This window comes from Nonomuraea sp. SBT364, from assembly GCF_001083785.1.
Classification (GTDB): domain Bacteria; phylum Actinomycetota; class Actinomycetes; order Streptosporangiales; family Streptosporangiaceae; genus Nonomuraea.
The window spans coordinates 1-19,710 of sequence record NZ_LAVL01000087.1; the positions used below are offsets into that span (position 1 = coordinate 1).

A 19,710-nucleotide genomic window follows, 5' to 3' on the forward strand; every position below is an offset into this window, starting at 1 on the left:
CGCCCGAGCCGGGCGGCGGCGCCACCCCCCTTGACCAGATGCCCGTTCTCCTAAATGATTATTCCTACTTAATAAGTAGGGTAGATCGGAAAGGTGGGGAACGTGCGGGCGCTCATCCTGCTCGGGCTCGTCGGATTCGCGGCGCAGCTCGTAGACGGCAGCCTCGGCATGGCGTACGGGGTCACCTCGACCACGTTGCTCCTGGCCGTCGGCACCAACGCGGCGGCCGCCTCGGCGACCGTGCACCTGGCCGAGATCGGCACCACTCTCGCCTCGGGCCTGTCCCACTGGCGCTTCGGCAACATCGACTGGAAGGTCGTCGCCAGGATCGGCATCCCCGGCGCGGTCGGCGCGTTCGCCGGCGCGACGTTCCTGTCCAGCCTGTCGACCGAGCTCGCCGCGCCGGTCATGTCGCTCATCCTGCTCTCGCTGGGCGCCTACATCCTGGTCCGCTTCACCGCGTTCGGGCTGCCGCGCGGCAACCTGGGCAAGCCGCTGCGGCGGCGGTTCCTGGCACCGCTGGGCGTGGTGGCCGGGTTCGTCGACGCGACCGGCGGCGGCGGGTGGGGGCCGGTCGGCACCCCGGCCATCCTGGCGAGCGGGCGGATGGAGCCGCGCAAGGTGATCGGGTCGATCGACGCCAGCGAGTTCCTGGTCGCGATCGCCGCCTCGGCCGGCTTCATCGTCGGCATCGGCTCGGAGAACATCGACTTCGCCTGGGTGGCGGTGCTGCTGCTCGGCGGTGTGATCGCGGCCCCGATCGCCGCCTGGCTGGTGCGGCACGTGCCGCCGCGGGTCCTCGGCTCGGCGGTGGGCGGCGTCATCATCCTGACCAACGTCCGCACCCTGCTGCGCAGCGACTGGATCGACGCGCCGGGCGGCGTCCAGACGGTCGCGTACATCGCCATCGCCGCCGTCTGGGCGGCCGCGGTCGGCTACTCGGTGCGCGCCTACCGGCGCGACAAGGCCCTCGAACCCGCCGCGACCGCCCCGCGCGAGGACGAGCAGGAAACCACCCCCGCCTGATGCGATCGGCCGGCCCCGGCGGGCGCGCCGGGGCCGGGAACCGGCCCCGCACACGTGCGTCGGCATCGGCTTCGGGTAAGAGCGGCGGATGTTCGACGACTTCGAGACCGGCATGATCGACGTGGGCGAGACGGAGCTGTTCGTCCGGCGCGGCGGCTCGGGCAGCCCGCTCCTGCTCCTGCACGGCCATCCCCGTACGCACGCGACCTGGCACCGCCTCGCCCCCCTCCTCGCTCCGCACCACACGGTGGTCTGTCCTGACCTGCGCGGCTACGGCCGCTCCGGCAAACCGCCCACGACCTCCGACCACGCGCCCTACTCCAAGCGCGCCATGGCCGGCGACATGGTGGCGCTCATGCGGGCGCTGGGCCACGACCGCTTCGCCGTGGCCGGTCACGACCGCGGCTCGTACGTCGCCCACCGCCTCGCCGCCGACCATCCCGGCGCGGTCACGCGCCTGATCGTGATGGACGGCATCCCCATCGGCGAGGCGCTGGCCCGCGCCGACGCGAGGTTCGCCGCCGCCTGGTGGCACTGGTTCTTCCTCGGGCAGACCGCCAAGCCCGCCGAGCGCGTCATCAACGCCGATCCCGACGCGTGGTACAGGGGCACCGCCGAGCAGATGGGCCGGGAGGCGTACGAGGACTACCGCCGGGCCATCCACGACCCGGCCACCGTGCACGCGATGTGCGAGGACTACCGCGCCGGCCTGACCGTGGACCGCGCGGCCGACGACGCCGACCGTGCCGCGGGGCGCCGGCTCACCTGCCCCACCCTGTTCCTCTGGGCGGCCAAGGACGACATGGAGGACCTGTACGGCGATCCGCTGGCGATCTGGCGCACCTGGGCCGACGACGTGACCGGTTACGCGATCGACAGCGGCCACCACCTGGCCGAGGAGGCCCCGGAGCAGCTGGCGGCGGCTCTGCTGGCATTCCTCCGCCCGTGAGCCCGCCGGACAGGCTCATGGCGCCGGGGCGGTGGAGGCGCGGACGACCAGTTCGGTGGCGAGCTCGACGTGGTGGGACTCGACCGTGTCGCCGGCCGCCAGCCGCAGCGCGGTGCGCAGGGCGACGCCGCCCATCTCGCGCAGCGGCTGGCGCACCGTCGTCAGCGGCGGCGAGGCCATCTGGGCGATCTGCGTGTCGTCGAACCCCACGATGCTGAGGTCCTCGGGGATGCGCAGCCCGCGCGACCTCGCCGCCTCCATGAGGCCGAGCGCGGTCTCGTCGCAGCCCGCGAAGACGGCCGTCGGCGGCGCGGGCAGGCCGAGCAGCTCGGCCCCGCCCACCAGCCCGTCGTCGTACCGGAAGGTGCCCGGCAGCACGTACCCGGGCGGGACGGGCGCGCCGGCGGCCTCCATCGCGGCCCGGTAGCCGTGCAGCCGGGCCTGGTTGCAGGCGGCGGCCGGCGGCCCGCCGAGGTAGGCGACGCGGCGGTGGCCGAGGGCGAGCAGGTGCTGGGTCGCCGCCAGGCCGCCCGCGAAGTTCGTCGACCCGACGCTCGTCACACTGGCGCGCGGCAGGTTCAGCGGGTCGATCACGACCAGCGGCAGCCGGGCCCTGGACAGCGCGTCCAGCTCGGCGGCCGAGATCTCGCCGGTGACCGCGACCAGCGCGCGCCGCCCGCCCGCGACGAGGTCGCGGGCCCACGCGGCGGTCCGGTCGGCGACCTTGTTGATGCTCACCACGACCGAGGCGCACGCCTGCGCCCCGGCCAGGACCGCGCCCTGGATGATCTCGCTGGAGTACGCGTTCAGGTCGGAGTCGAACTGAACCTCGATCACGTACGCGGGCTCGGCCCGGCGCGGCGGGGGCGCCACGTAGTCGTGCTGCCGCAGCAGCGCCTGCACCAGCGACCGGGTCTCCGGCGCGACGTCGCTGCGGCCGTTGAGCACCTTGGAAACGGTGGCCACCGACACGCCGGCCGAGGCCGCGACGGTGGCCAGCGTGGCGCGCCTAGGACGCGCCGGCATCGGGCCCGCCCAGGGGGACGACCTCCACGGGCGTGTCCAGCCGCCGGCCGGCGCCGGCCTCCCGCAGCGGGCCGGTCAGCCGTACCCGGCCGCGCAGCGGCAGGTCGGCCGACGAGGTGCCGACGAGCACGTCGAGGTCGCCGGGCTCGACGATCCGGCGCAGGTCGCGGCCGGTGAAGGCGGTGCGGTCGGTGTGCACCAGGAAGCGCACCTCGGCGCTCGCGCCCGGCTCCAGCCGGACCCGGGCGAACCCGGTGAGCTGCCGCACCGGCCTGGTCACCTGGGCGAGCACGTCGCGCAGGTAGAGCTGGACGACCTCCTCGCCCGCCCGGCCGCCGGTGTTGCGCACCCGCGCGGACACGGTGAACTCGCCGTCCGTGGGCACCTCGGCGTCGCTGACGCGCAGCCCGTCCACCTCGAAGGTGGTGTAGGAGGCGCCGTGCCCGAACGCGAACAGCGGCGTCGGGTCGAGGTTGCTGATGCCGTCGCTGTCGACGCCGAGCGGCGGCTGCAGGTAGGTGCCCGGCTGCCCGCCCGGGCGGCGGGGGATCTGCACCGGGAGCCTGCCGACGGGCTGGACCCGTCCCGACAGCACCCCGGCGATGGCCGCGCCGCCCTCCTCGCCCGGCATGAACGCCTGCACCAGCGCCGCCGCCCGGGCGTGCACCTCGCCCAGCGCGTACGGACGGCCGGAGACGACCACCACGACGACGGGCGTGCCGGTCTCGGTCAGGGCCGTCACCAGGTCTTCCTGCGGGCCGGGCAGCCGCAGGTCCTCCGCGTCGCAGCCCTCGCCGGAGGTGCCCAGCCCGAACATGCCGGCCAGGTCGCCGACGACGGCCACGCACAGGTCGGCCTCGCCAGCGGCCGCGACCGCGTCGGCGAAGCCGGAGCGGTCGCCGTCGCGCACGTCGCAGCCGCGGTGGTGGACGATCTCGGCGTCGGGCAGCTCGGCCCGCAGCGCGTCGAGCACGGTGGGCGCCTCGATGCCGAGCCCGAGACCGGGATGGCGGGGCAGCACGTGGTTGGGGAAGGCGTAGCAGCCCATGAACGTGCGCGGGTCGTCGGCGCACGGCCCGACGACGGCGACCCGGCGCGCTCCCGGCGCCAGGGGCAGCGCCGTGCCCGCGTCGAGCAGCACGATCGAGCGTTCGGCCAGTTCCCGGGCGAGGTCGCGGTTGGCGGGGGAGTCGAGGTCCGCGGCGGCGGCCCCGGAGACGGACTTCTCGGGCGTCCAGTCCTCGTCGAGCAGCCCCAGCTCGGCCTTCTGCGTGAGCAGGCGGCGCGCCGCCCGGTCGATCACCTCTTCGGCCAGCTCGCCGTCGCGCACCCGGCGGGCCAGGTGCTGCCCGAACCCGAGCGTGTCGGGCAGCTCGACGTCCAGGCCCGCCGTCAGCGCCAGCACCCCGGCCTCGCCGGCGTCGGCCGCGACCCCGTGCATGGTCGCCAGGAACGGGATGGACCAGTAGTCCGACACGACGGTCCCGGTGAACCCCCACTCGCCGCGCAGCAGGTCGTCCAGCAGCCACGGGTCGACGGCGGCCGGGACGCCGTCGACGTCGGAGTAGGAGTTCATCACCGACCGCGCCCCGCCCCGCGCGATGGCGGTCTCGAACGGCGGCAGGATCACGTCCATCAGCTCGCGCCGGCCCATCGGCACCGGCCCGTGGTTGCGCGCCGCCCGCGAGGCCGAGTAGCCGGCGAAGTGCTTGAGCGTGGCGATGATCCCGGCGCTCTCCAAGCCGCGCACGTACGCCGAGCCGAGCATCGCGACCAGGTACGGGTCCTCGCCCATGGTCTCCTCGACCCGGCCCCACCGGTAGTCGCGGACCACGTCCAGGACGGGGGACAGGCCCTGGTGCGCGCCCACCGCCCGCATGTCGCGCCCGATGGCCGCGGCCATCCGCTCCACCAGGTCGGGGTCGAACGTCGCGCCCCAGGCGATGGCCGCCGGATAGACGGTCGCGCCGTACGTGGTGAAACCCGTCAGGCACTCCTCGTGCACGATCGCCGGGATGCCCAGCCGGGAGCCCGCCACGACCGCCCGCTGGAGCCGCACCACCTCGGCGGCCCCCTGCGCCGGCGTCACCGGCCCGCTGCCGAAAACCCGCGTCAGATGTCCGAGCCCGTGGCGCAGCTCCGGCTGGGCCGACTTGGTCGCCGCGAACACGTCCTGCATCGGCGCCACGTTGGCCGTGCCCGACTCGCCCCCGTCGGGACGCATGTCGTTGCCCGGCCACCAGCTGCCGAGCTGTGCCACCTTCTCCTCAAGCGTCATCTCCCCGAGAAGGGCGTCGACCCGGTCGGCCACGGGCAGGGCAGGATCGCGCCAAGGGCGGGTAACCTGGCCCGGCGTGGGCGTCCGATCGAGTGCCGTCATCTGCTGCTCCTTTAAGCCGCCGAAAGTTTCGAAATATTATCGACAATCGCTGAGCGACCCGCGCGGAGATCTTCACCGACCCCGTTTGAACAGCTAGGTGCCCGTGCGAGAGTACAACATGGACACGTCTGGAGACAGGGGGTTGACAGGCATATGGGCCGATTCTAGATTGCCTCCCGCGCGGTCATTTTCGAAATGTTTCGACAGGGAGAGATCAGCGTGGAGCCCAGGACAACGTCTCGCCGTACCTTCCTCAGCCTCTCCATGGGTCTGCCCCTGGGAGCTGCGCTCGCCGCCTGTGGCACCTCGGGCCCGACCAGGCCCGGCGGCGGAGCGACGACCGGAGGCGGGGGCGGCGGCGCCACCTACTGGTACCTGTCCGGCATGCCCCAGGAGGGCATCCGGACCGGCGCGGTGGAGCGGTTCAACAAGGCCAACCCCGGCGCGCAGATCACCGGGACGACCTTCCAGAACGACGCCTACAAGACGAAGATCAAGACAGCGATCGGCGCGAGCCAGGCCCCCACGCTCATCTGGGGCTGGGGCGGCGGCACGCTGCGCAGCTACGTGCAGGCCGGCCAGGTCGAGGACCTGACGTCGTGGTTCGGCGAGAACGCCGCCGTCAAGGACCGGCTGTTCCCCTCCTCCTTCGGCGCGGCGACCATCGACGGCAAGATCTACGCGATGCCGTGCGAGACCGTCCAGCCGATCGTCCTGTTCTACAACAAGAAGCTGTTCGACAAGATCGGCGCCCAGCCCCCCGAGTCGTGGGGCGACATCATGGCCCTGGTGCCGAAGTTCAACGCGGCCGGCATCGCGCCGTTCTCGCTCGGCGGGCAGTCGCGCTGGACCAACATGATGTGGCTGGAGTTCCTCTTCGACCGCATCGCCGGCCCCGAGGTGTTCCAGGCCGTGTTCGACGGCCAGAAGGACGCCTGGTCCAACCCGGCCGCCATCGACGCGCTCACCAAGATGCAGGACCTCATCAAGGCCGACGGCTTCATCAAGGGCTTCTCCTCGATCACCGCCGACTCCAACGCCGACCAGGCGCTCCTCTACACCGGCAAGGCCGCCATGATGCTGCACGGCTCGTGGACGTACGGCTCGATGTCCGCCGACGGCGGCGACTTCGTCTCCGGCGGCAACCTGGGCTTCATGAACTTCCCGCCCGTCGAGGGCGGCAAGGGCGACCCCACCAACACCGTGGGCAACCCCGGCCAGTACCTGTCGATCTCGTCCAAGGCGACCGCCGAGCAGAAGGAGATCGCCAAGAAGTTCTTCGCCACCGGCGTGCTCGACGGCGAGGAGGTCAAGGGCTGGGTCAGCAACGGCTCGGTGCCGATCGTCCAGGGCGCCGACAGCAACTTCGCCGGGTCCAAGGACGCCGAGTGGCTCAACTTCGTCTACGGCGTCGCCAGCAAGGCCGCCACCTTCCAGCAGTCGTGGGACCAGGCGCTCAGCCCGACGGCCGCCGAGACGCTGCTGGACAACATCGCCAAGCTGTTCCAGCTCTCGGTGACGCCGGAGGAGTTCGCCACCAACATGAACGCGGTCATCGGCAAGTGAGCGCACCCCCGCGGCACGGCTCGTCGCTCGGCTGGCTGGCCGTGCCCGCGTTGCTGCTCTTCGGCGGGTTCGGCGTGGTCCCCCTGGTCGGGGTGCTCGTGCTCAGCTTCACCTCGTGGGACGGGCTCGGCGACATCCACTTCGCCGGCTTCGAGAGCTGGCGCGCGGTGCTCGCCGACCCCGGCCTGCCGCACGCCCTGTGGGTGACGTTCCTGGTGATGGCCGTCTCCTGGCTGGTGCAGACACCGGCGAGCATCCTGCTCGGCGTGTTCCTGGCCGGCAAACAGCGCTACCGGGCGGTGCTGTCGGTCGTCTACTTCGTGCCGCTCCTGCTCAGCTCGGCCGCCATCGCGATCACGTACAAGGCGCTGCTCGACCCGAACTTCGGGCTCGGCGCCGGGCTCGGGCTGGAGTTCCTGGCCCAGGACTGGCTCGGCGAGCCGGCGCTCGCCTTCAGCGTCGTCATCTTCGTGGTGTCCTGGCAGTTCATCCCGTTCCACTCGCTGATCTACCAGGGCGGCGCGCGGCAGATCCCGCGTTCCATGTACGAGGCGGCGGAGCTCGACGGGGCCGGCCGGATCCGCAAGTTCTTCAGCATCACCCTGCCGCAGCTCAAGTACACGATCGTGACCTCTTCGACGCTCATGGTCGTCGGGTCGCTGACGTTCTTCGACCTGATCTTCGTGCTGACCGCGGGCGGACCGGGCGACGCCACCCGGGTGCTCGCCCTCGACATGTACAAGCGCGGTTTCCAGGCCAACCTCATGGGCCCGGCCAGCGTGATCGCCATCATCCTCGTGCTGTTCGGCCTCGCCCTGGCTCTCGTGCTGCGCCGGGCGGCCGGCGGCACCGGCAGCGACAGCCGGATGGAGGGAGCCTGACATGGCGAGGACCCCCGGGCGGGAGCGCCCCAACTGGGTCGCCGGCGTCACGAGCCTGGTCTGGCTGGCGATCGTCGTCATCCCGATCTACTGGATCGTCATCACCAGCTTCAAGACGCAGAACAACTACTACGCGACCAACCCGCTGGCGCCCCCGACCGAGCCGAGTCTCGACGCCTACCGGCTGGTCGTCGAATCCGACTTCCCGCTCTACTTCCTCAACAGCCTCATCGTCACGCTCGGCGCGGTGATCCCGGCGGTCGCCGTCTCGTTCATGGCGGCGTACGCGATCGTCCGGTCCGGCCGTACCCGGTTCCTGCGCTCGGCCAACTGGTTGTTCCTCACCGGGCTGGCCGTTCCCCACCAGGCGACCGTCATCCCGGTCTACCTGATCATCATCAGGCTGAACCTGTACGACTCGCTGCTCGGGCTGATCCTGCCGTCGATCGCGTTCGCGATCCCGTTGTCGGTGCTGATCCTGACGAACTTCATCCGGGACGTGCCCAAGGAACTGTTCGAGTCGATGCGGATGGACGGCGCCACCGAGTGGGGGACGCTCTGGCGGCTGGCCTTCCCCCTGACCCGGCCCGCCGTGGTCACGGTGACGATCTACAACGCGCTGACGATCTGGAACGGGTTCATGCTGCCGCTGATCCTCACCCAGAGCCCCGACAAACGCACGCTGCCGCTGGCGTTGTGGAGCTTCCAGGGCCAGTACAGCATCAACGTCCCGGCGGTGCTCGCCTCCGTCGTGCTGACCACGCTGCCCATCCTGGTCCTGTACGTGGTCGGCCGCCGCCAGCTCCTCAGCGGCCTGACGGCGGGCTTCGGCAAGTAGGCGGCACCCTCTGCCGGGTAGGTGACCGGCATGGGGGAGCTGGACATCGCGGTCGTCGGGGTGGGGCCGCGCGGGCTGGCGGTGGTCGAACGGCTGCTCGTCCGCCTGCGCGGGCGCCCGCCCCGCGCGGACGTCACCATCTGGGCGTTCGACGCCGTGGAGCACGGGGCCGGGCGGGTGTGGCGGAGCGACCAGCCGCCCTGGTTCGGGGCGAACACCACCGCCGGGGAGAGCACCGTGCTGTCGCCCGACGGCTACCTGCCCGGCGGCCGGTTCGGCTCACTGGCCCGGTGGGGCGGCCTGGCCGCTGACGACTACCCGCCGCGCGCCCTGTACGGCCGCTACCTGGCCGAGGTGTTCGCCGAGCTGTGCGCCACCGCCCCGCCGCGCGTGCGTGTCCGGCCGGTGCCGGCCGAGGTGACGGCGCTGGTACGGGCGCGGGACCGGCTGCTGCTGACGGCCGGCGGGACCACGTACCCGGCCGACAAGGCGGTGCTCGCCACCGGGCACTCCGCCGTGGCGCTCGACGACGGGCAGCTCGCGCTCCGGCGGCACGCCGCGCGCACGCCGGGCGCCGCCTACATCCCGCCCGGCCTGGCCGCCGAGATGCCGCTCGACGAGATCCCGCCGGGCACGCCGGTCGCCGTCCGCGGGCTCGGCCTCACCTTCTACGACGTGATGCGGGCCGTCACCGTGGGCCGGGGCGGCCGCTTCCGCGCCGGGCCGGACGGGCGGCTGCGATACCTGGCATCGGGGGAGGAGCCGTGGCTGATCGCGACGTCGCGCGGCGGGCTGCCGTTCCTGGCCAGACCGGCGGTGCCCGGCTACCCCGAGCCGGCGGTGCGCCCGAGGGTCGTCACGGAGGAGCGGCTGGGCGCGCTGCGCGAGCGGGCGCTGGCCGCCACGGGCTCGCCGCAGCTCGACTTCGCCGCCCACGTCGAACCGCTCATCCAGCTGGAGGCCGACCTCGCCTGCGAGCGGGGAGCCGCCCACCCGCTGGGCCGGCTGGCCCGCCCGTTCGCGGGCAGGTCGTTCGCCGGCCCGGACGACTTCCGCCGCTGCCTGACCCGTCTCCTGCTGCTGGACGCCCGGCGGGCGCGGGAGGGGTGCGCCGCCGGTTCGGTGAAGGCCGCCACCGAGATGCTGCGCGCCATCAGGCCGCTGCTGCCGCCGGTCGTGGACTTCGGCGGGCTCCTGCCGGGCTCGCACCACGACTTCCTCACCCGGTTCGTGCCCGAGAGCTACGTGCTGTCTGCCGGGCCGCCCGCGGAGCACGTCGAGCAGCTCGCGGCACTGCTCGACGCGGGGATCGTGCAGCCGGCCGGGCCCGGCGCGACGGTCGTGCCCGACGCCGCCGGGTACGCGGTCTGCTCCCCGCACGTCGGCGGGCCGGCCCGGCACGCGCGGGTGCTCCTGGAGGCCAGGGCGCCCGGGCGGGACGTCACCCGCGACACCTCGCCGCTGTACCGGCAGCTGCTCGCCGACGGCATGATCAGCGAGTTCGTGAACGCCGGGTACCGCACCGGCGGCCTGGCCGTCACCCGCTCGCCGTATCGCCTCCTGGACGCCTCGGGCCGGGCCGACCCCGACATCCACGCGCTCGGGGTGGCCACGGACCGGACCCGCTGGTTCACCGAGGTCGGCACCGGCAGGCCGGGAGCGGACAGCCCCTTCCGCCGCGACGCCGACGAGGTGGCCGCGGCGCTGCTCGGCGCGGGTCAGTGATCCAGGGGCAGATCCAGGGGCAGCTCGTCCAGCAGGGCGGTGGCCAGGGCGTGCGCGGGCTCCTCGTAGGCCCGGGCCAGGTCGTGGAAGGTCTGCTCGGCCCGGATGGCGGGCCAGTCGGCCGGCAGGTGCTCGGCCGGCAGGTGCGGGTCCTGGCGGACGAGCTGCAGCCAGTCGGTGTGGAGCAGCAGCTGGCGGGCCAGGTCGTCGGGCAGCGCGAGCCGCGCCCCGGCGTCGCCCCAGCGCTCCAGGAAGGCGTGGTAGCGCTCGGCGATCTGCCGGGTGTCGAAGGCGCGGACGAGGTCGGCCGACTCGGTCGGCTTGAGCGCCCGCGCGGCCAGCACGGTGACGTGCTCGCGCAGGCCGAGCTCGGTGACGGTGCCGGTCACGTCCTTGGCTCCTGGAGCGATCCACAGGCCGCTCTGCAGGAGGCCGAAGCCGGCCCAGATGAGCCGTGAGCGCAGGTCGTGGCGGGTGCTGCGGTGGCTGTCGGGCAGCGAGAAGCCGACCAGGGTCCAGGTGCCGTCCCAGTCGCGGTTGACGGCGCCGGTCTCCCAGATGCGGCGGCGGCCGTCTTCCAGGACGGCGGTGGCCTTGCCGGTGAGCCCGAAGTAGGTCTTGCGGCCCCGGCGGTGGCGGGCCAGCAGGCCGCGGTTGACCATGCGGGTGAGCGTGGATCGCGCCGCTTCCTCGGTCACGCCCAGGCGGGCGAAGACGTCGATGACGCTGCCGGAGTAGACGGCGATGCGGCGGCCGAGCACGTGAATGCCGAGGAAGCTGAACATCAACGACTGGGGGCGGGGTGAGGGGGAGAGCGGTGCGCCGTCCCCGTCGTCGAAAGTCACGAGTAGAGGGTAGACGGATCCCATTTGTTGGGCAAAGCTATGACGCAAATCGAGAGTCTGCCCCGCGTTCAAGGTGTCCCGCCCCCCTGCGAAGGAACCAGCGCCATGTCGAACCCGCCGGCCTCAGCCTCCTCCCCGCCCGTCCAGCTCCGCCGCGCCGTCGCGTCCAGCTATCTCGGCAGCGTCATCGAGTACTACGACTTCCTGCTGTACGCCACCGCCTCCGCGCTGGTGTTCGGCAAGGTCTTCTTCTCCGGGCTCCCCCCGCTGGCCGCCACCGTCGCCAGCCTGGGCACGTTCGCCACCGGCTACCTGGCCCGGCCGCTCGGCGGCGTCGTCTTCGGCCACTTCGGCGACCGGCTGGGCCGCAAGCGCATGCTGATCCTGACCATGGTGCTCATGGGCGTGGCCAGCTTCCTCATCGGCGTGCTGCCCACCTACGAGCAGATCGGCAGCCTGGCCCCGATCACGCTCGTCGTGCTCCGCGTCGTCCAGGGCATCGCGGTCGGCGGCGAGTGGGGCGGCGCGGTGCTGATGTCCGCCGAGCACGCCACCGGCCGGCGGGGCCTGTGGGCCAGCTTCACCAACGCCGGAGCGCCCTCCGGCATGCTGCTGTCCACCGCCGTGCTCAGCGGCAGCGCCGCCGTCCTCGGCGAGGAGGCGTTCCTCAGCTGGGGCTGGCGCATCCCGTTCCTGATCAGCATCGTCCTGCTGGGCATCGGCCTGTTCGTCCGCGCGCGGGTCGAGGAGACGCCGGTGTTCACCGCAGCCAGGGAAGCCGCCGCGCCGCGCTCCGCGCCGCTGCTCGACGTGCTGCGCCACCACCCCAGGACGCTCCTGCTCGGCGTCGGCGTCGGCCTGTCCGCCTTCGTCCTGCAGGGCACGCTCACCACGTTCCTGCTGGCCTACGGCGTGGAGGCCGGCTTCGCCCGGCAGGACGTGCTCAACGGCCTGACGCTCTCCTCCGGCCTGGCCGTGCTCGGCATCGTCGGCTGGTCGGCGTTGTCGGACCGGCTGGGACGCCGGCCCGTCGTGCTCACCGGCGCCGTCCTCGCCGCCGCCTACAGCTTCCTGCTCTTCCCGATGGCCGACACGGGCAGCGTCGCCATGCTCACGCTCCTGCTCGTGCTCGGCCAGTCGATCATCCACCCGATGATGTACGGGCCCCTCGCCGCCCTGTACGCCGAGCTGTTCTCCACCCGCAGCCGCTACACCGGCGCCTCCCTCGGCTACCAGCTCGCCGGACTCGGCGCGGGACTCGCCCCGCTGATCTTCGCCCAGATCCGGGCGGGCAGCGGTGGCGGCGGGACGGGGATCATCTCCGCCGTCATCGCCGCCTTCTGCCTGCTGACCGTCGTGTGCACGCTCGCGCTGCGCGAGACCAGCGGCACCGACCTCGCCGGCGAGCCGGGCCGGGCCGTCCGTCAGGCGTAGTGACGGTAGACGGCGCGCGCCACGCAGGCGGGCTTGGCGCCGCCGTCGATCTCCACGGTGAAGGTCAGGTGCGACTGGACGCCGCCGCTCACCTCCTCGACCGCGTCGACGAAACCGGCCAGGCGGATCCGCGCGCCGACGCGGACGGGGCTCGGGAAGCGGACCCTGTCCAGGCCGTAGTTGACGTTCATGGACACGCCGCTGATCTCCAGCAGCTCGTTGAACAGCGGGATGACCAGCGACAACGTCAGGTAGCCATGGGCGATCGGGCCGCCGAAGGGCCCGTCCGCGGCCCGTTCGGCGTCGGTGTGGATCCACTGGTGGTCGCCGGTGGCGTCGGCGAAGGCGTTCACCCGCTCCTGGGTGATCTCCAGCCAGCCGGTGCGGCCGAGGTCGGTCCCGGCCAGGGCCTTCAGCTCGTCGAGTCCGTGCGCGGAGATGGGCATGACGGAAACTCCTCGTGGATGGCGCGAAGCGCGGGTTTGACGATCTGGCCGGATGGGGTATCGGGCGAGCCGCCCGTTCAGACAGCCAACGCGTCGCTCTTGTCCAGGCCGAGCAGGCGGGCCGCGTTGTCCTTGAGTATGAGGGGGCGGACCTCGGGTTCGATGTCGAGCTTGGCGAAGTCGGCCAGCCACCGGTCGGGTGTGATGACGGGGTAGTCGGAGCCGAAGAGCACCTTGTCCTTCAGCAGGGTGTTGGCGTAGCGGATGAGCTGGGGCGGGAAGTATTTCGGTGACCAGCCGGACAGGTCGATGTGCACGGTGGGTTTGTGGGTGGCCACGGCGAGTGCTTCGTCCTGCCAGGGGAAGGACGGGTGCGCCAGGATGATCTTCAGGTCGGGGAAGTCGGTGGCGACGTCGTCGACCAGCATGGGGTTGGAGTATTTCAGGCGGATGCCGCCGCCGCCCGGCACGCCGGCGCCGATGCCGGTCTGGCCGGTGTGGAACAGGGCGGGCACGCCGAGTTCCTGCAGTGCCTCGTAGAGGGGGTAGGCCATCGGGTCGTCGGGGGCGAAGCCCTGCAGGCCGGGGTGGAACTTGAAGCCGCGTACGCCGTGCTCGGTGACCAGGCGGCGGGCCAGCCTGACGCCCGCGCGGCCGCGCCAGGGGTCGACGCTGGCGAAGGGGATGAGTACGTCGGGGTGCTCGGCGCAGGCGGCGGCGACCTCTTCGGAGGGGATCGGCGGGTGTCCGGTGGCGTGCTCGGCGTCGACGGTGAACACCACGGCGGCCATCTTCCGCTCGCGGTAGTAGGCGGCGATCTCGGGGATGGCGGGCTCGCGGGCGCCGCGGACCTTGAAGTAGGCGGCCGAGGCGGCCGACAGCTCGGGGCTGAGCGACCGGTGGCCGCTGGCGGAGATCTCCGCGTGGGTGTGGACGTCGATGGCGGTGAGCTCATCCAGGTTCAAGGCCGTCATCAGCGGCTCCTTCCGCGAATCGATCAGGCGAAGTCGGACATCTTCCGCAGCACCCGGTCACGCGGGATGCCCGCGACGGCGGCCATCACGTCCCGCGGCCGCTTGCGGTGACGACCGCCGCCTTGCCTGTCCGCTCCACTCGCCGCTCCTCGTCTCCCGTCGTCATGCCGCCGACGCTAGACAGATCGGTGTCGGCAGTCAATATTGTGCCGAATATCAGGTCGTCGGCGTGACCGTCCGGCCCCGCGGAACCTGTCCCGGAATCTGGCTGAGCTTGACCGGCGGATTACGCGGGCCGGGGTAGCAATACGGCGAGGTCGGAACCGCCGCGGAGGCTGACGGCGCCGGCCCGGGGCGACCGCCGGCTTATCGGGGGGTTGGCCGGTGGGACGCCGGACGATGTGGGGCCGGGCGGCGCTGGGCCGCCCGGCCCCTGGCGTGCACGGCCTCGATCAGCCGGTCTCGCCGGGTGCCCGGCCGTTCCCCGGGTCCAGCGCCGCCGCCCGGTCCCGCAGGTAACGCTGCTCGGGCAGGCTCGTGGTGAGCCGGGCGGCCAGCCGGTAGTTCTCCCGCGCCCCGGCGTGCTCGCCGGCCAGCTCCTGCAAATGGGCGCGGACGGCGTGCAGGCGGTGGTGGCGCGCCAGCCGGGGGTCGTCGTCGAGGCTTTCCAGCAGGTCGAGCCCGGCGCGGGGGCCACGGGTCATCGCGACCGCGACGGCGTGGTTGAGCGTGACCATCGGATTGGGCGTGATCCGGCCGAGGATGCCGTACAGGATGCGGATCTGCTCCCAATCGGTGTCCTCGGCCCTCGGCGCCTGGACGGGCAGTGCCGCGATCGCCGCCTGCAGCTGGTAGGGGCCGAGGGACGAGGTGGACATCGCGGTGGTGACCAGCGCCGTGCCCTCTTCGACGAGGGCTGCGTCCCAGCGGCCGCGGTCCTGCTCGGCCAGCGGCACGAGGGCGCCGTCCGGGCTGGTGCGGGCCTGCCTGCGGGCGTCGGTCAGCAGCATCAGCGCGAGGAGCCCGGCGACCTCGCCGTCGCCGGGCAGCGACCGGTGCACCAGGCGGGTGAGCCGGATCGCCTCGGCCGTCAGCTCGCCCCGGTGCAGGTCGGGGCCGGAGCTGGCGGTGTAGCCCTCGTTGAAGATCAGGTAGAGCACCTGGAGGACCGCGTCCAGCCGCCCGGCCCGCTCCTGCGGCGGCGGCAGCTCGAACGACGCCCCGGCCGCCTTGATCCGCTGCTTGGCACGGCTGATCCGGGGCGCCATCGTCGCCTCCGGCACCAGGAACGCCCGCGCGATCTCGGCGGTGGTGAGCCCGCTGACGGCGCGCAGCGTGAGCGCGACCTGGGAGGCGGGCGTCAGCGCCGGATGGCAGCACAGGAACAGCAGCGTGAGCGTGTCGTCCCGGTCGCCCGGCCCCTCCTCGCCGGGCGCCGGCGCGAGCTCGGCGTCCGGCGCCTCCTGGACGGCCGCGACGACCTCCCGTCGGCGGCGCGCCTGCTCGCTGCGTATGTGGTCGACCAGGCGGCGGGAGGCCACGGTGATCAGCCAGGCGCGCGGGCTGTCCGGGATCCCCTCGCCGGGCCACTGGGCCGCCGCGGCGAGCAGTGCCTCCTGGACCGCGTCCTCGCACTCCTCGAACCCGCCGTAGCGGCGCATGAGCACGCCGAGGACCTGCGGCGCCAGCTCGCGCAGCAGGTCCCCGAGGCGTTCGGTCGCGCTCACATCTCCATCCCGGCCGGATCCATCAGAGGGCGCACCTCGACGCCGCCCGGCAGCAGCGCGGCCAGCTCCAGGGCGCGTTCGCGGCTCTCACAATCGACAACGTACTGCCCGGTGACGTGTTCGCGATCCCGCGCGTACGGGCCGTCGGTCACCGTCACCACGCCGTCCAGGACCCGTACGACGGCGCTGATCGACGGATCGGCGAGCGCGTGCCCGCTGATCAGCTCCCCCGCCTGGCGGGCGGTGGTCACGAACGCCTCGTGCCCCTGCGCGTCCGCGTACACGCTCAGCTGGAACTTCACGGCGTGCTCAGCCCGCGAAGACGACCGGCCGCACCTCGATGCCGAGGCCCGGGACACCGGCGTCCGGAATGAGCGCGGCCAGCTCCAGGGCGCGCTCGCGGCTCTCGCACTCGATCAGGTAGTAGCCGCCGAGATACTCCTTGGCCTCCAGGTACGGGCCGTCGGTCACCGCGGGCACGCCGTCCCGGACCCGGACGACGGCGCTCTGCGACGGCTCGGCCAGCGCGGTGGTGCCGAGCATCTCGCCGGACTCCTTGACGCTCTCCATGAAGGCGCCGTGGCCGTTCATCACCTCGTTCCGCTCCTCCTCGGTCAGTGAGTCCCACACCTGCGGGTTCTTGTGCATGATCAACAGGAACTTCATGTCATCTCCTTCGACGGTCCGCACGGCACCCGGTGGCGCCGTCCGCCATGAGTCGGAGCGGCGCGCGCCTTCTTGACATGCCCGGCCCAAGATTTCGGCGGCAGCTCCGACCGCATCCGTGGAACCACTACTACCAGGGAGAACGAGAACGAACCCGCGGCCGCGCACGCCCGCCGGGCTGGAGGGGTGAGGTCAGGAGTCCCCGGCCTCGGGCAGGCGGGCGAGCACGGTCTCGGCGATCGTGGCCAGCGTCCGGATCTGCTCCTCGGACAACAGGTCGATGAAGTGCCGCCGGACGGACTCGACGTGCGCCGGCGCCGCCTCCCGGATGGCCCGCAGGCCGCCGTCGGTCAGCACGACCATCGCCCCCCGGGCGTCGCCCTCGGACTCCTCCCGGCGGACCAGCCCGCGCTGCTCCATCCGCGAGATGTGCCGTGACAACCGGCTCTTCGACCAGAGCATGCGGTCGGCCAGCTTGGTGAGCCGCCACCGCTGATCGTCCGTGGAGGTCAGCGCGGACAGGACGTCGTAGTCCGGGTCCGACAGCCCGGAGTCACGCATGAGGTCGCGGCTGATCTGCGCGTCCAGCAGCAGGCGCATCCTGCGGTAGCCGATCCAGGCGCGGAACTCGGCGTCGTCCAACCAGCGTGGCTCCATGCCGCCCAGTTTAGTTGACGTGTAACCAACTTGGGTTTAGGTTACATGTAAACCAAATCAGCGGGAGGCGATGATGTTCGGACTGGGTGTTTCCGCCTCGGCGGCGGCGGGAGCCGATCCGGTGGGCGACGCGAGGTTGGCGGAGGAGCTGGGCTTCGACTTCGTCTCCACCTCGGACCACCCCTGCGGCAGCGAGCCGTCCTACGAGGTGTGGACGATGCTGACGTGGATCGCGGCGGCCACCTCGCGGATCAAGGTGGCCACGCGGGTGCTCGGCGTCCCGTACCGGCCGCCCGCGATGGTGGCCAAGATGGCCGAGTCGCTGCACAGGTTCTCCGGCGGCCGGTTGATCCTGGGGCTCGGGGGCGGTTACTCCGACGAGGAGTTCCGGGCGTTCGGGCTGGGCGTGCCCACGGCGCGGGAGAAGGTCGACGGCATGGTGGAGGCGATCCACGTCATCCGCGGCCTGTGGTCGCAGGCTCGCTTCACGTACGAGGGCTCCCGCTACCGCACCTTCGAGGCCGACATGGAGCCGAAGCCGGTCGGCCCCATCCCGATCTGGCTCGGCACGTACGGCAAGCGGGCCCTGGAGGCGACCGGCCGGCTGGCCGACGGCTGGATCCCGTCGCTCGGCTTCGCCGGGCCGGAGGAGGCGGCGCGGATGCGGGAGAAGGTGCTGTCCCACGGCCGCGCCGTGGAGTGCGTGTACAACGTCCCGTTCCGCATCGGCGCTCCCGCCGACGGGGGAGTGGCGGTGACGGGCTCGGTGCAGGAGGTGACCGACCGGCTCGCCGGCTTCGCCGAGCTCGGGTTCACCTCGATGAACTTCATGCCCGTCGGCCCGGACCCGCGCGACCAGGCCGAACTCCTGGCCACGCGGGTCCTCCCCGCCCTGCGCCCGCGGGTGTCAGCGAGCTGACGGAGAGGACGTGACCGCGCCGGTCTCGACCGGGAGGCCGGCCTCGACCCAGTCCTGGATGCCCTCGCGGTACTTGCGGACGCCGGTGTAACCGAGCCTGGCCAGCCGCCGGGCCACCGCCTCGCTGTTGCCGCAGGCGGGGTTGGAGCAGTAGGTCACGATCGCCGCGTCCCTGTCGGGGAGCAGCTCGGCGGCTCGCTCGGCCACCTCGCTCTCGACCAGGGGGATCGCGCCCGGCAGGTGCTGCTGCGCGTAGTAGTCGCCGCCGAGGGCGTCCACGACGACGACGGTCCCGGCGTCGATGGCGGCCTTGAGTTCGTCGCGGCTGATGAGCGTGGTCATTGCGACCTCCGGATAACTGGACTACAGTCCGTTTCTGTGGATGATTCGGAAGTTAGCGGACTGCGGTCCGGTTCGTCAAGCGAGCCGCTGGAGATCCTCAGGAGCAGGCCGCCCAGGGAGCGCGCGGACGCCGCCCGCAACCGCGAGAAGGTGCTGGCCGCCGCGGCCAGGCTGTTTCGCGAGCAAGGGGTGGAGCACGTCTCGATGGACGCCGTCGCCGCCGAGGCCGGGGTGGGCAAGGGCACGGTGTTCCGCCGGTTCGGCGACCGGTCGGGCCTGGCCGTGGCGCTGCTCGACGAACGCGAGCGGGAGCTGCAGGAGCGCGTCATCTCCGGCCCGCCGCCGCTGGGCCCCGGCGCCCCCGCCGCCGAGCGCCTGGTGGCGTTCGCCGACGCCTACCTGGACTACCTCGCCGGTCATCTCGACCTGGTGCGGATGTCGGAGACGGCGGGCCCGGGCGCGCGCTACCGGATCGGCGCCTACCGCTTCTGGCACCGGCACCTCGCGATCCTGCTCGGCCGGGCGCGCCCCGGATGCGACGCCGACGCCCTGGCCCACGCGCTGCTCGCCCCGCTCGGCGCCGAGTCCGTCACCGCCCTGCGCGCGGACCTCGGCGACGAGCGCGTCCGGCGGGCGATCCGTGACGTCGCCCTGGCCGTGGCCACCGCGTCAGAGGAGGGCTGAGCCTTCCTCCTCCGGCACGGCGCAGCCGTGCACGACGACCTCCGCCGTCTGCCGGACGGCCTCCCTGCTGACGCTCTCCGGCGGCGCGGTGACCAGGGTGAACAGCGCGCCCCCGTAGAGCGCGACCAGGGCGGGGATTCTCTCGCGCGGGATGGTCAGGCCGAGCTTGCCGTGGTGCCCGGCGGTGATCCGCAGCGCGCTGCCCTGCAGACGCGCGAGCGCCGCCGCGAGCACGGGCCGGCGGGCGGCCTCCAGCTGTAGCTCGAAGATCGCCAGGTAGCGCTTGCGCAGCGTCGTCGCCGCCGTGAACAGCGACTCCGTCAGCAGGTCGACCATGCTCGCGGCCCGGTCGGCGGCCCGGTCGGCGGCCCGGTCGGTGTCGGCGTGGTGCAGTTCGGCGACGCGCTCGGCTGCGGCCACCAGCAGTGCCTCCCGGCTGCGGAAGTAGTTGGAGGCCGTGCCCGGCGGCAGATCCGCCTCCTTCTCCACCGCGCGGTGCGTCAAGCCGTGCACCCCCGCCGATGCCAGCAGCTCGATCGCGGCATCGGCCAGGGCCCGGCGACGGGCCGGATTGGTGGGCGGCATACCGCCATGCTACCAATAACCGTACTAGTACGATCGTAGT

General features: G+C 72.6%; 20 protein-coding genes. 9 read left to right on the top strand and 11 right to left on the bottom strand.

What is annotated here, in order from left to right; genetic code table 11:
* Positions 1 to 102 precede the first annotated feature (102 nt).
* Both ADY59_RS30150 and ADY59_RS30155 read left to right on the top strand, forming a co-directional pair.
* Complete coding sequence (locus tag ADY59_RS30150; RefSeq protein WP_049569127.1) at positions 103 to 1,026, top strand: sulfite exporter TauE/SafE family protein; 924 nt, start codon at positions 103 to 105, stop codon at positions 1,024 to 1,026.
* A gap of 88 nt (positions 1,027 to 1,114) precedes the next feature.
* On the top strand, positions 1,115 to 1,975 hold the full coding sequence (locus ADY59_RS30155; protein WP_049569052.1) for an alpha/beta fold hydrolase: 861 nt from the start codon (positions 1,115 to 1,117) through the stop codon (positions 1,973 to 1,975).
* A gap of 15 nt (positions 1,976 to 1,990) precedes the next feature.
* Here the strand turns inward: ADY59_RS30155 and ADY59_RS30160 are convergent, their stop codons facing one another.
* Together ADY59_RS30160 and ADY59_RS30165 are read right to left on the bottom strand one after the other, a co-directional pair.
* Positions 1,991 to 3,001: a LacI family DNA-binding transcriptional regulator gene (locus ADY59_RS30160; protein WP_049569054.1), complete on the bottom strand. Its 1,011-nt coding sequence runs from the start codon at positions 2,999 to 3,001 to the stop codon at positions 1,991 to 1,993.
* Positions 2,985 to 5,381 carry a glycoside hydrolase family 3 N-terminal domain-containing protein gene (locus ADY59_RS30165; RefSeq protein ID WP_049569057.1) on the bottom strand — a complete coding sequence of 799 codons (2,397 nt, stop codon included), beginning with the start codon at positions 5,379 to 5,381 and terminating at the stop codon, positions 2,985 to 2,987. The genes ADY59_RS30160 and ADY59_RS30165 overlap by 17 nt, the downstream gene beginning before the upstream one ends.
* A gap of 264 nt (positions 5,382 to 5,645) precedes the next feature.
* Between ADY59_RS30165 and ADY59_RS30170 the strand changes: the two genes are divergently transcribed.
* The 4 genes from ADY59_RS30170 to ADY59_RS30185 are packed head-to-tail and all read left to right on the top strand — an operon-like array spanning position 5,646 to position 10,391.
* The gene (locus tag ADY59_RS30170) at positions 5,646 to 6,947 is read left to right on the top strand and encodes an extracellular solute-binding protein (RefSeq protein WP_197093928.1); all 1,302 of its coding nucleotides are present in this window, start codon (positions 5,646 to 5,648) and stop codon (positions 6,945 to 6,947) included.
* A complete protein-coding gene (locus ADY59_RS30175; RefSeq protein ID WP_049569064.1) occupies positions 6,944 to 7,828 on the top strand; it encodes a carbohydrate ABC transporter permease in 885 nt (294 codons plus the stop codon). Before ADY59_RS30170 ends, ADY59_RS30175 begins: the two co-directional genes overlap by 4 nt.
* 1 nt (position 7,829) lies before the next feature.
* Positions 7,830 to 8,666, top strand: coding sequence for a carbohydrate ABC transporter permease (locus tag ADY59_RS30180; protein ID WP_049569066.1), 837 nt, complete (start codon positions 7,830 to 7,832; stop codon positions 8,664 to 8,666).
* A gap of 30 nt (positions 8,667 to 8,696) precedes the next feature.
* Positions 8,697 to 10,391 carry an FAD/NAD(P)-binding protein gene (locus ADY59_RS30185; protein WP_049569070.1) on the top strand — a complete coding sequence of 565 codons (1,695 nt, stop codon included), beginning with the start codon at positions 8,697 to 8,699 and terminating at the stop codon, positions 10,389 to 10,391.
* Here the strand turns inward: ADY59_RS30185 and ADY59_RS30190 are convergent.
* Entirely contained in the window at positions 10,385 to 11,236 is an 852-nt protein-coding gene (locus ADY59_RS30190; protein WP_231618968.1) for a PaaX family transcriptional regulator, read from the bottom strand. The genes ADY59_RS30185 and ADY59_RS30190 overlap by 7 nt on opposite strands.
* Before the next feature lie 105 nt (positions 11,237 to 11,341).
* Between ADY59_RS30190 and ADY59_RS30195 the strand changes: the two genes are divergently transcribed.
* Positions 11,342 to 12,670 carry an MFS transporter gene (locus ADY59_RS30195; RefSeq protein WP_049569074.1) on the top strand — a complete coding sequence of 443 codons (1,329 nt, stop codon included), beginning with the start codon at positions 11,342 to 11,344 and terminating at the stop codon, positions 12,668 to 12,670.
* On the opposite strand, the gene ADY59_RS30200 is transcribed toward ADY59_RS30195, so the two are convergent.
* The 6 genes from ADY59_RS30200 to ADY59_RS30225 form a co-directional block, all read right to left on the bottom strand.
* The gene (locus ADY59_RS30200) at positions 12,661 to 13,116 is read right to left on the bottom strand and encodes a MaoC family dehydratase (RefSeq protein ID WP_049569077.1); all 456 of its coding nucleotides are present in this window, start codon (positions 13,114 to 13,116) and stop codon (positions 12,661 to 12,663) included. The genes ADY59_RS30195 and ADY59_RS30200 overlap by 10 nt on opposite strands.
* Before the next feature lie 77 nt (positions 13,117 to 13,193).
* Positions 13,194 to 14,090, bottom strand: coding sequence for an amidohydrolase family protein (locus ADY59_RS30205; protein WP_049569080.1), 897 nt, complete (start codon positions 14,088 to 14,090; stop codon positions 13,194 to 13,196).
* 452 nt (positions 14,091 to 14,542) lie between these two features.
* The gene (locus ADY59_RS30210) at positions 14,543 to 15,817 is read right to left on the bottom strand and encodes an RNA polymerase sigma factor (RefSeq protein ID WP_049569082.1); all 1,275 of its coding nucleotides are present in this window, start codon (positions 15,815 to 15,817) and stop codon (positions 14,543 to 14,545) included.
* Positions 15,814 to 16,119, bottom strand: a complete 306-nt coding sequence (locus ADY59_RS30215) for a YciI family protein (protein WP_049569085.1) — start codon at positions 16,117 to 16,119, stop codon at positions 15,814 to 15,816. The genes ADY59_RS30210 and ADY59_RS30215 overlap by 4 nt, the downstream gene beginning before the upstream one ends.
* A gap of 7 nt (positions 16,120 to 16,126) precedes the next feature.
* On the bottom strand, positions 16,127 to 16,483 hold the full coding sequence (locus ADY59_RS30220) for a YciI family protein (protein ID WP_049569088.1): 357 nt from the start codon (positions 16,481 to 16,483) through the stop codon (positions 16,127 to 16,129).
* 192 nt (positions 16,484 to 16,675) lie between these two features.
* Positions 16,676 to 17,140: a MarR family winged helix-turn-helix transcriptional regulator gene (locus ADY59_RS30225; RefSeq protein WP_049569092.1), complete on the bottom strand. Its 465-nt coding sequence runs from the start codon at positions 17,138 to 17,140 to the stop codon at positions 16,676 to 16,678.
* A gap of 70 nt (positions 17,141 to 17,210) precedes the next feature.
* On the opposite strand from ADY59_RS30225, the gene ADY59_RS30230 reads away from it, so the two are divergent.
* Complete coding sequence (locus ADY59_RS30230; protein WP_049569095.1) at positions 17,211 to 18,059, top strand: LLM class flavin-dependent oxidoreductase; 849 nt, start codon at positions 17,211 to 17,213, stop codon at positions 18,057 to 18,059.
* Here the strand turns inward: ADY59_RS30230 and ADY59_RS30235 are convergent.
* A complete protein-coding gene (locus ADY59_RS30235; RefSeq protein ID WP_049569099.1) occupies positions 18,048 to 18,401 on the bottom strand; it encodes a rhodanese-like domain-containing protein in 354 nt (117 codons plus the stop codon). The genes ADY59_RS30230 and ADY59_RS30235 overlap by 12 nt on opposite strands.
* 93 nt (positions 18,402 to 18,494) lie before the next feature.
* Here ADY59_RS30235 and ADY59_RS30240 point away from each other — a divergent pair, with 93 nt between their 5' ends.
* Positions 18,495 to 19,085 carry a TetR/AcrR family transcriptional regulator gene (locus tag ADY59_RS30240; RefSeq protein ID WP_197093934.1) on the top strand — a complete coding sequence of 197 codons (591 nt, stop codon included), beginning with the start codon at positions 18,495 to 18,497 and terminating at the stop codon, positions 19,083 to 19,085.
* Here the strand turns inward: ADY59_RS30240 and ADY59_RS30245 are convergent.
* Positions 19,071 to 19,670, bottom strand: a complete 600-nt coding sequence (locus ADY59_RS30245) for a TetR/AcrR family transcriptional regulator (protein ID WP_049569101.1) — start codon at positions 19,668 to 19,670, stop codon at positions 19,071 to 19,073. The genes ADY59_RS30240 and ADY59_RS30245 overlap by 15 nt on opposite strands.
* Between the last annotated feature and the right edge of the window lie 40 nt (positions 19,671 to 19,710).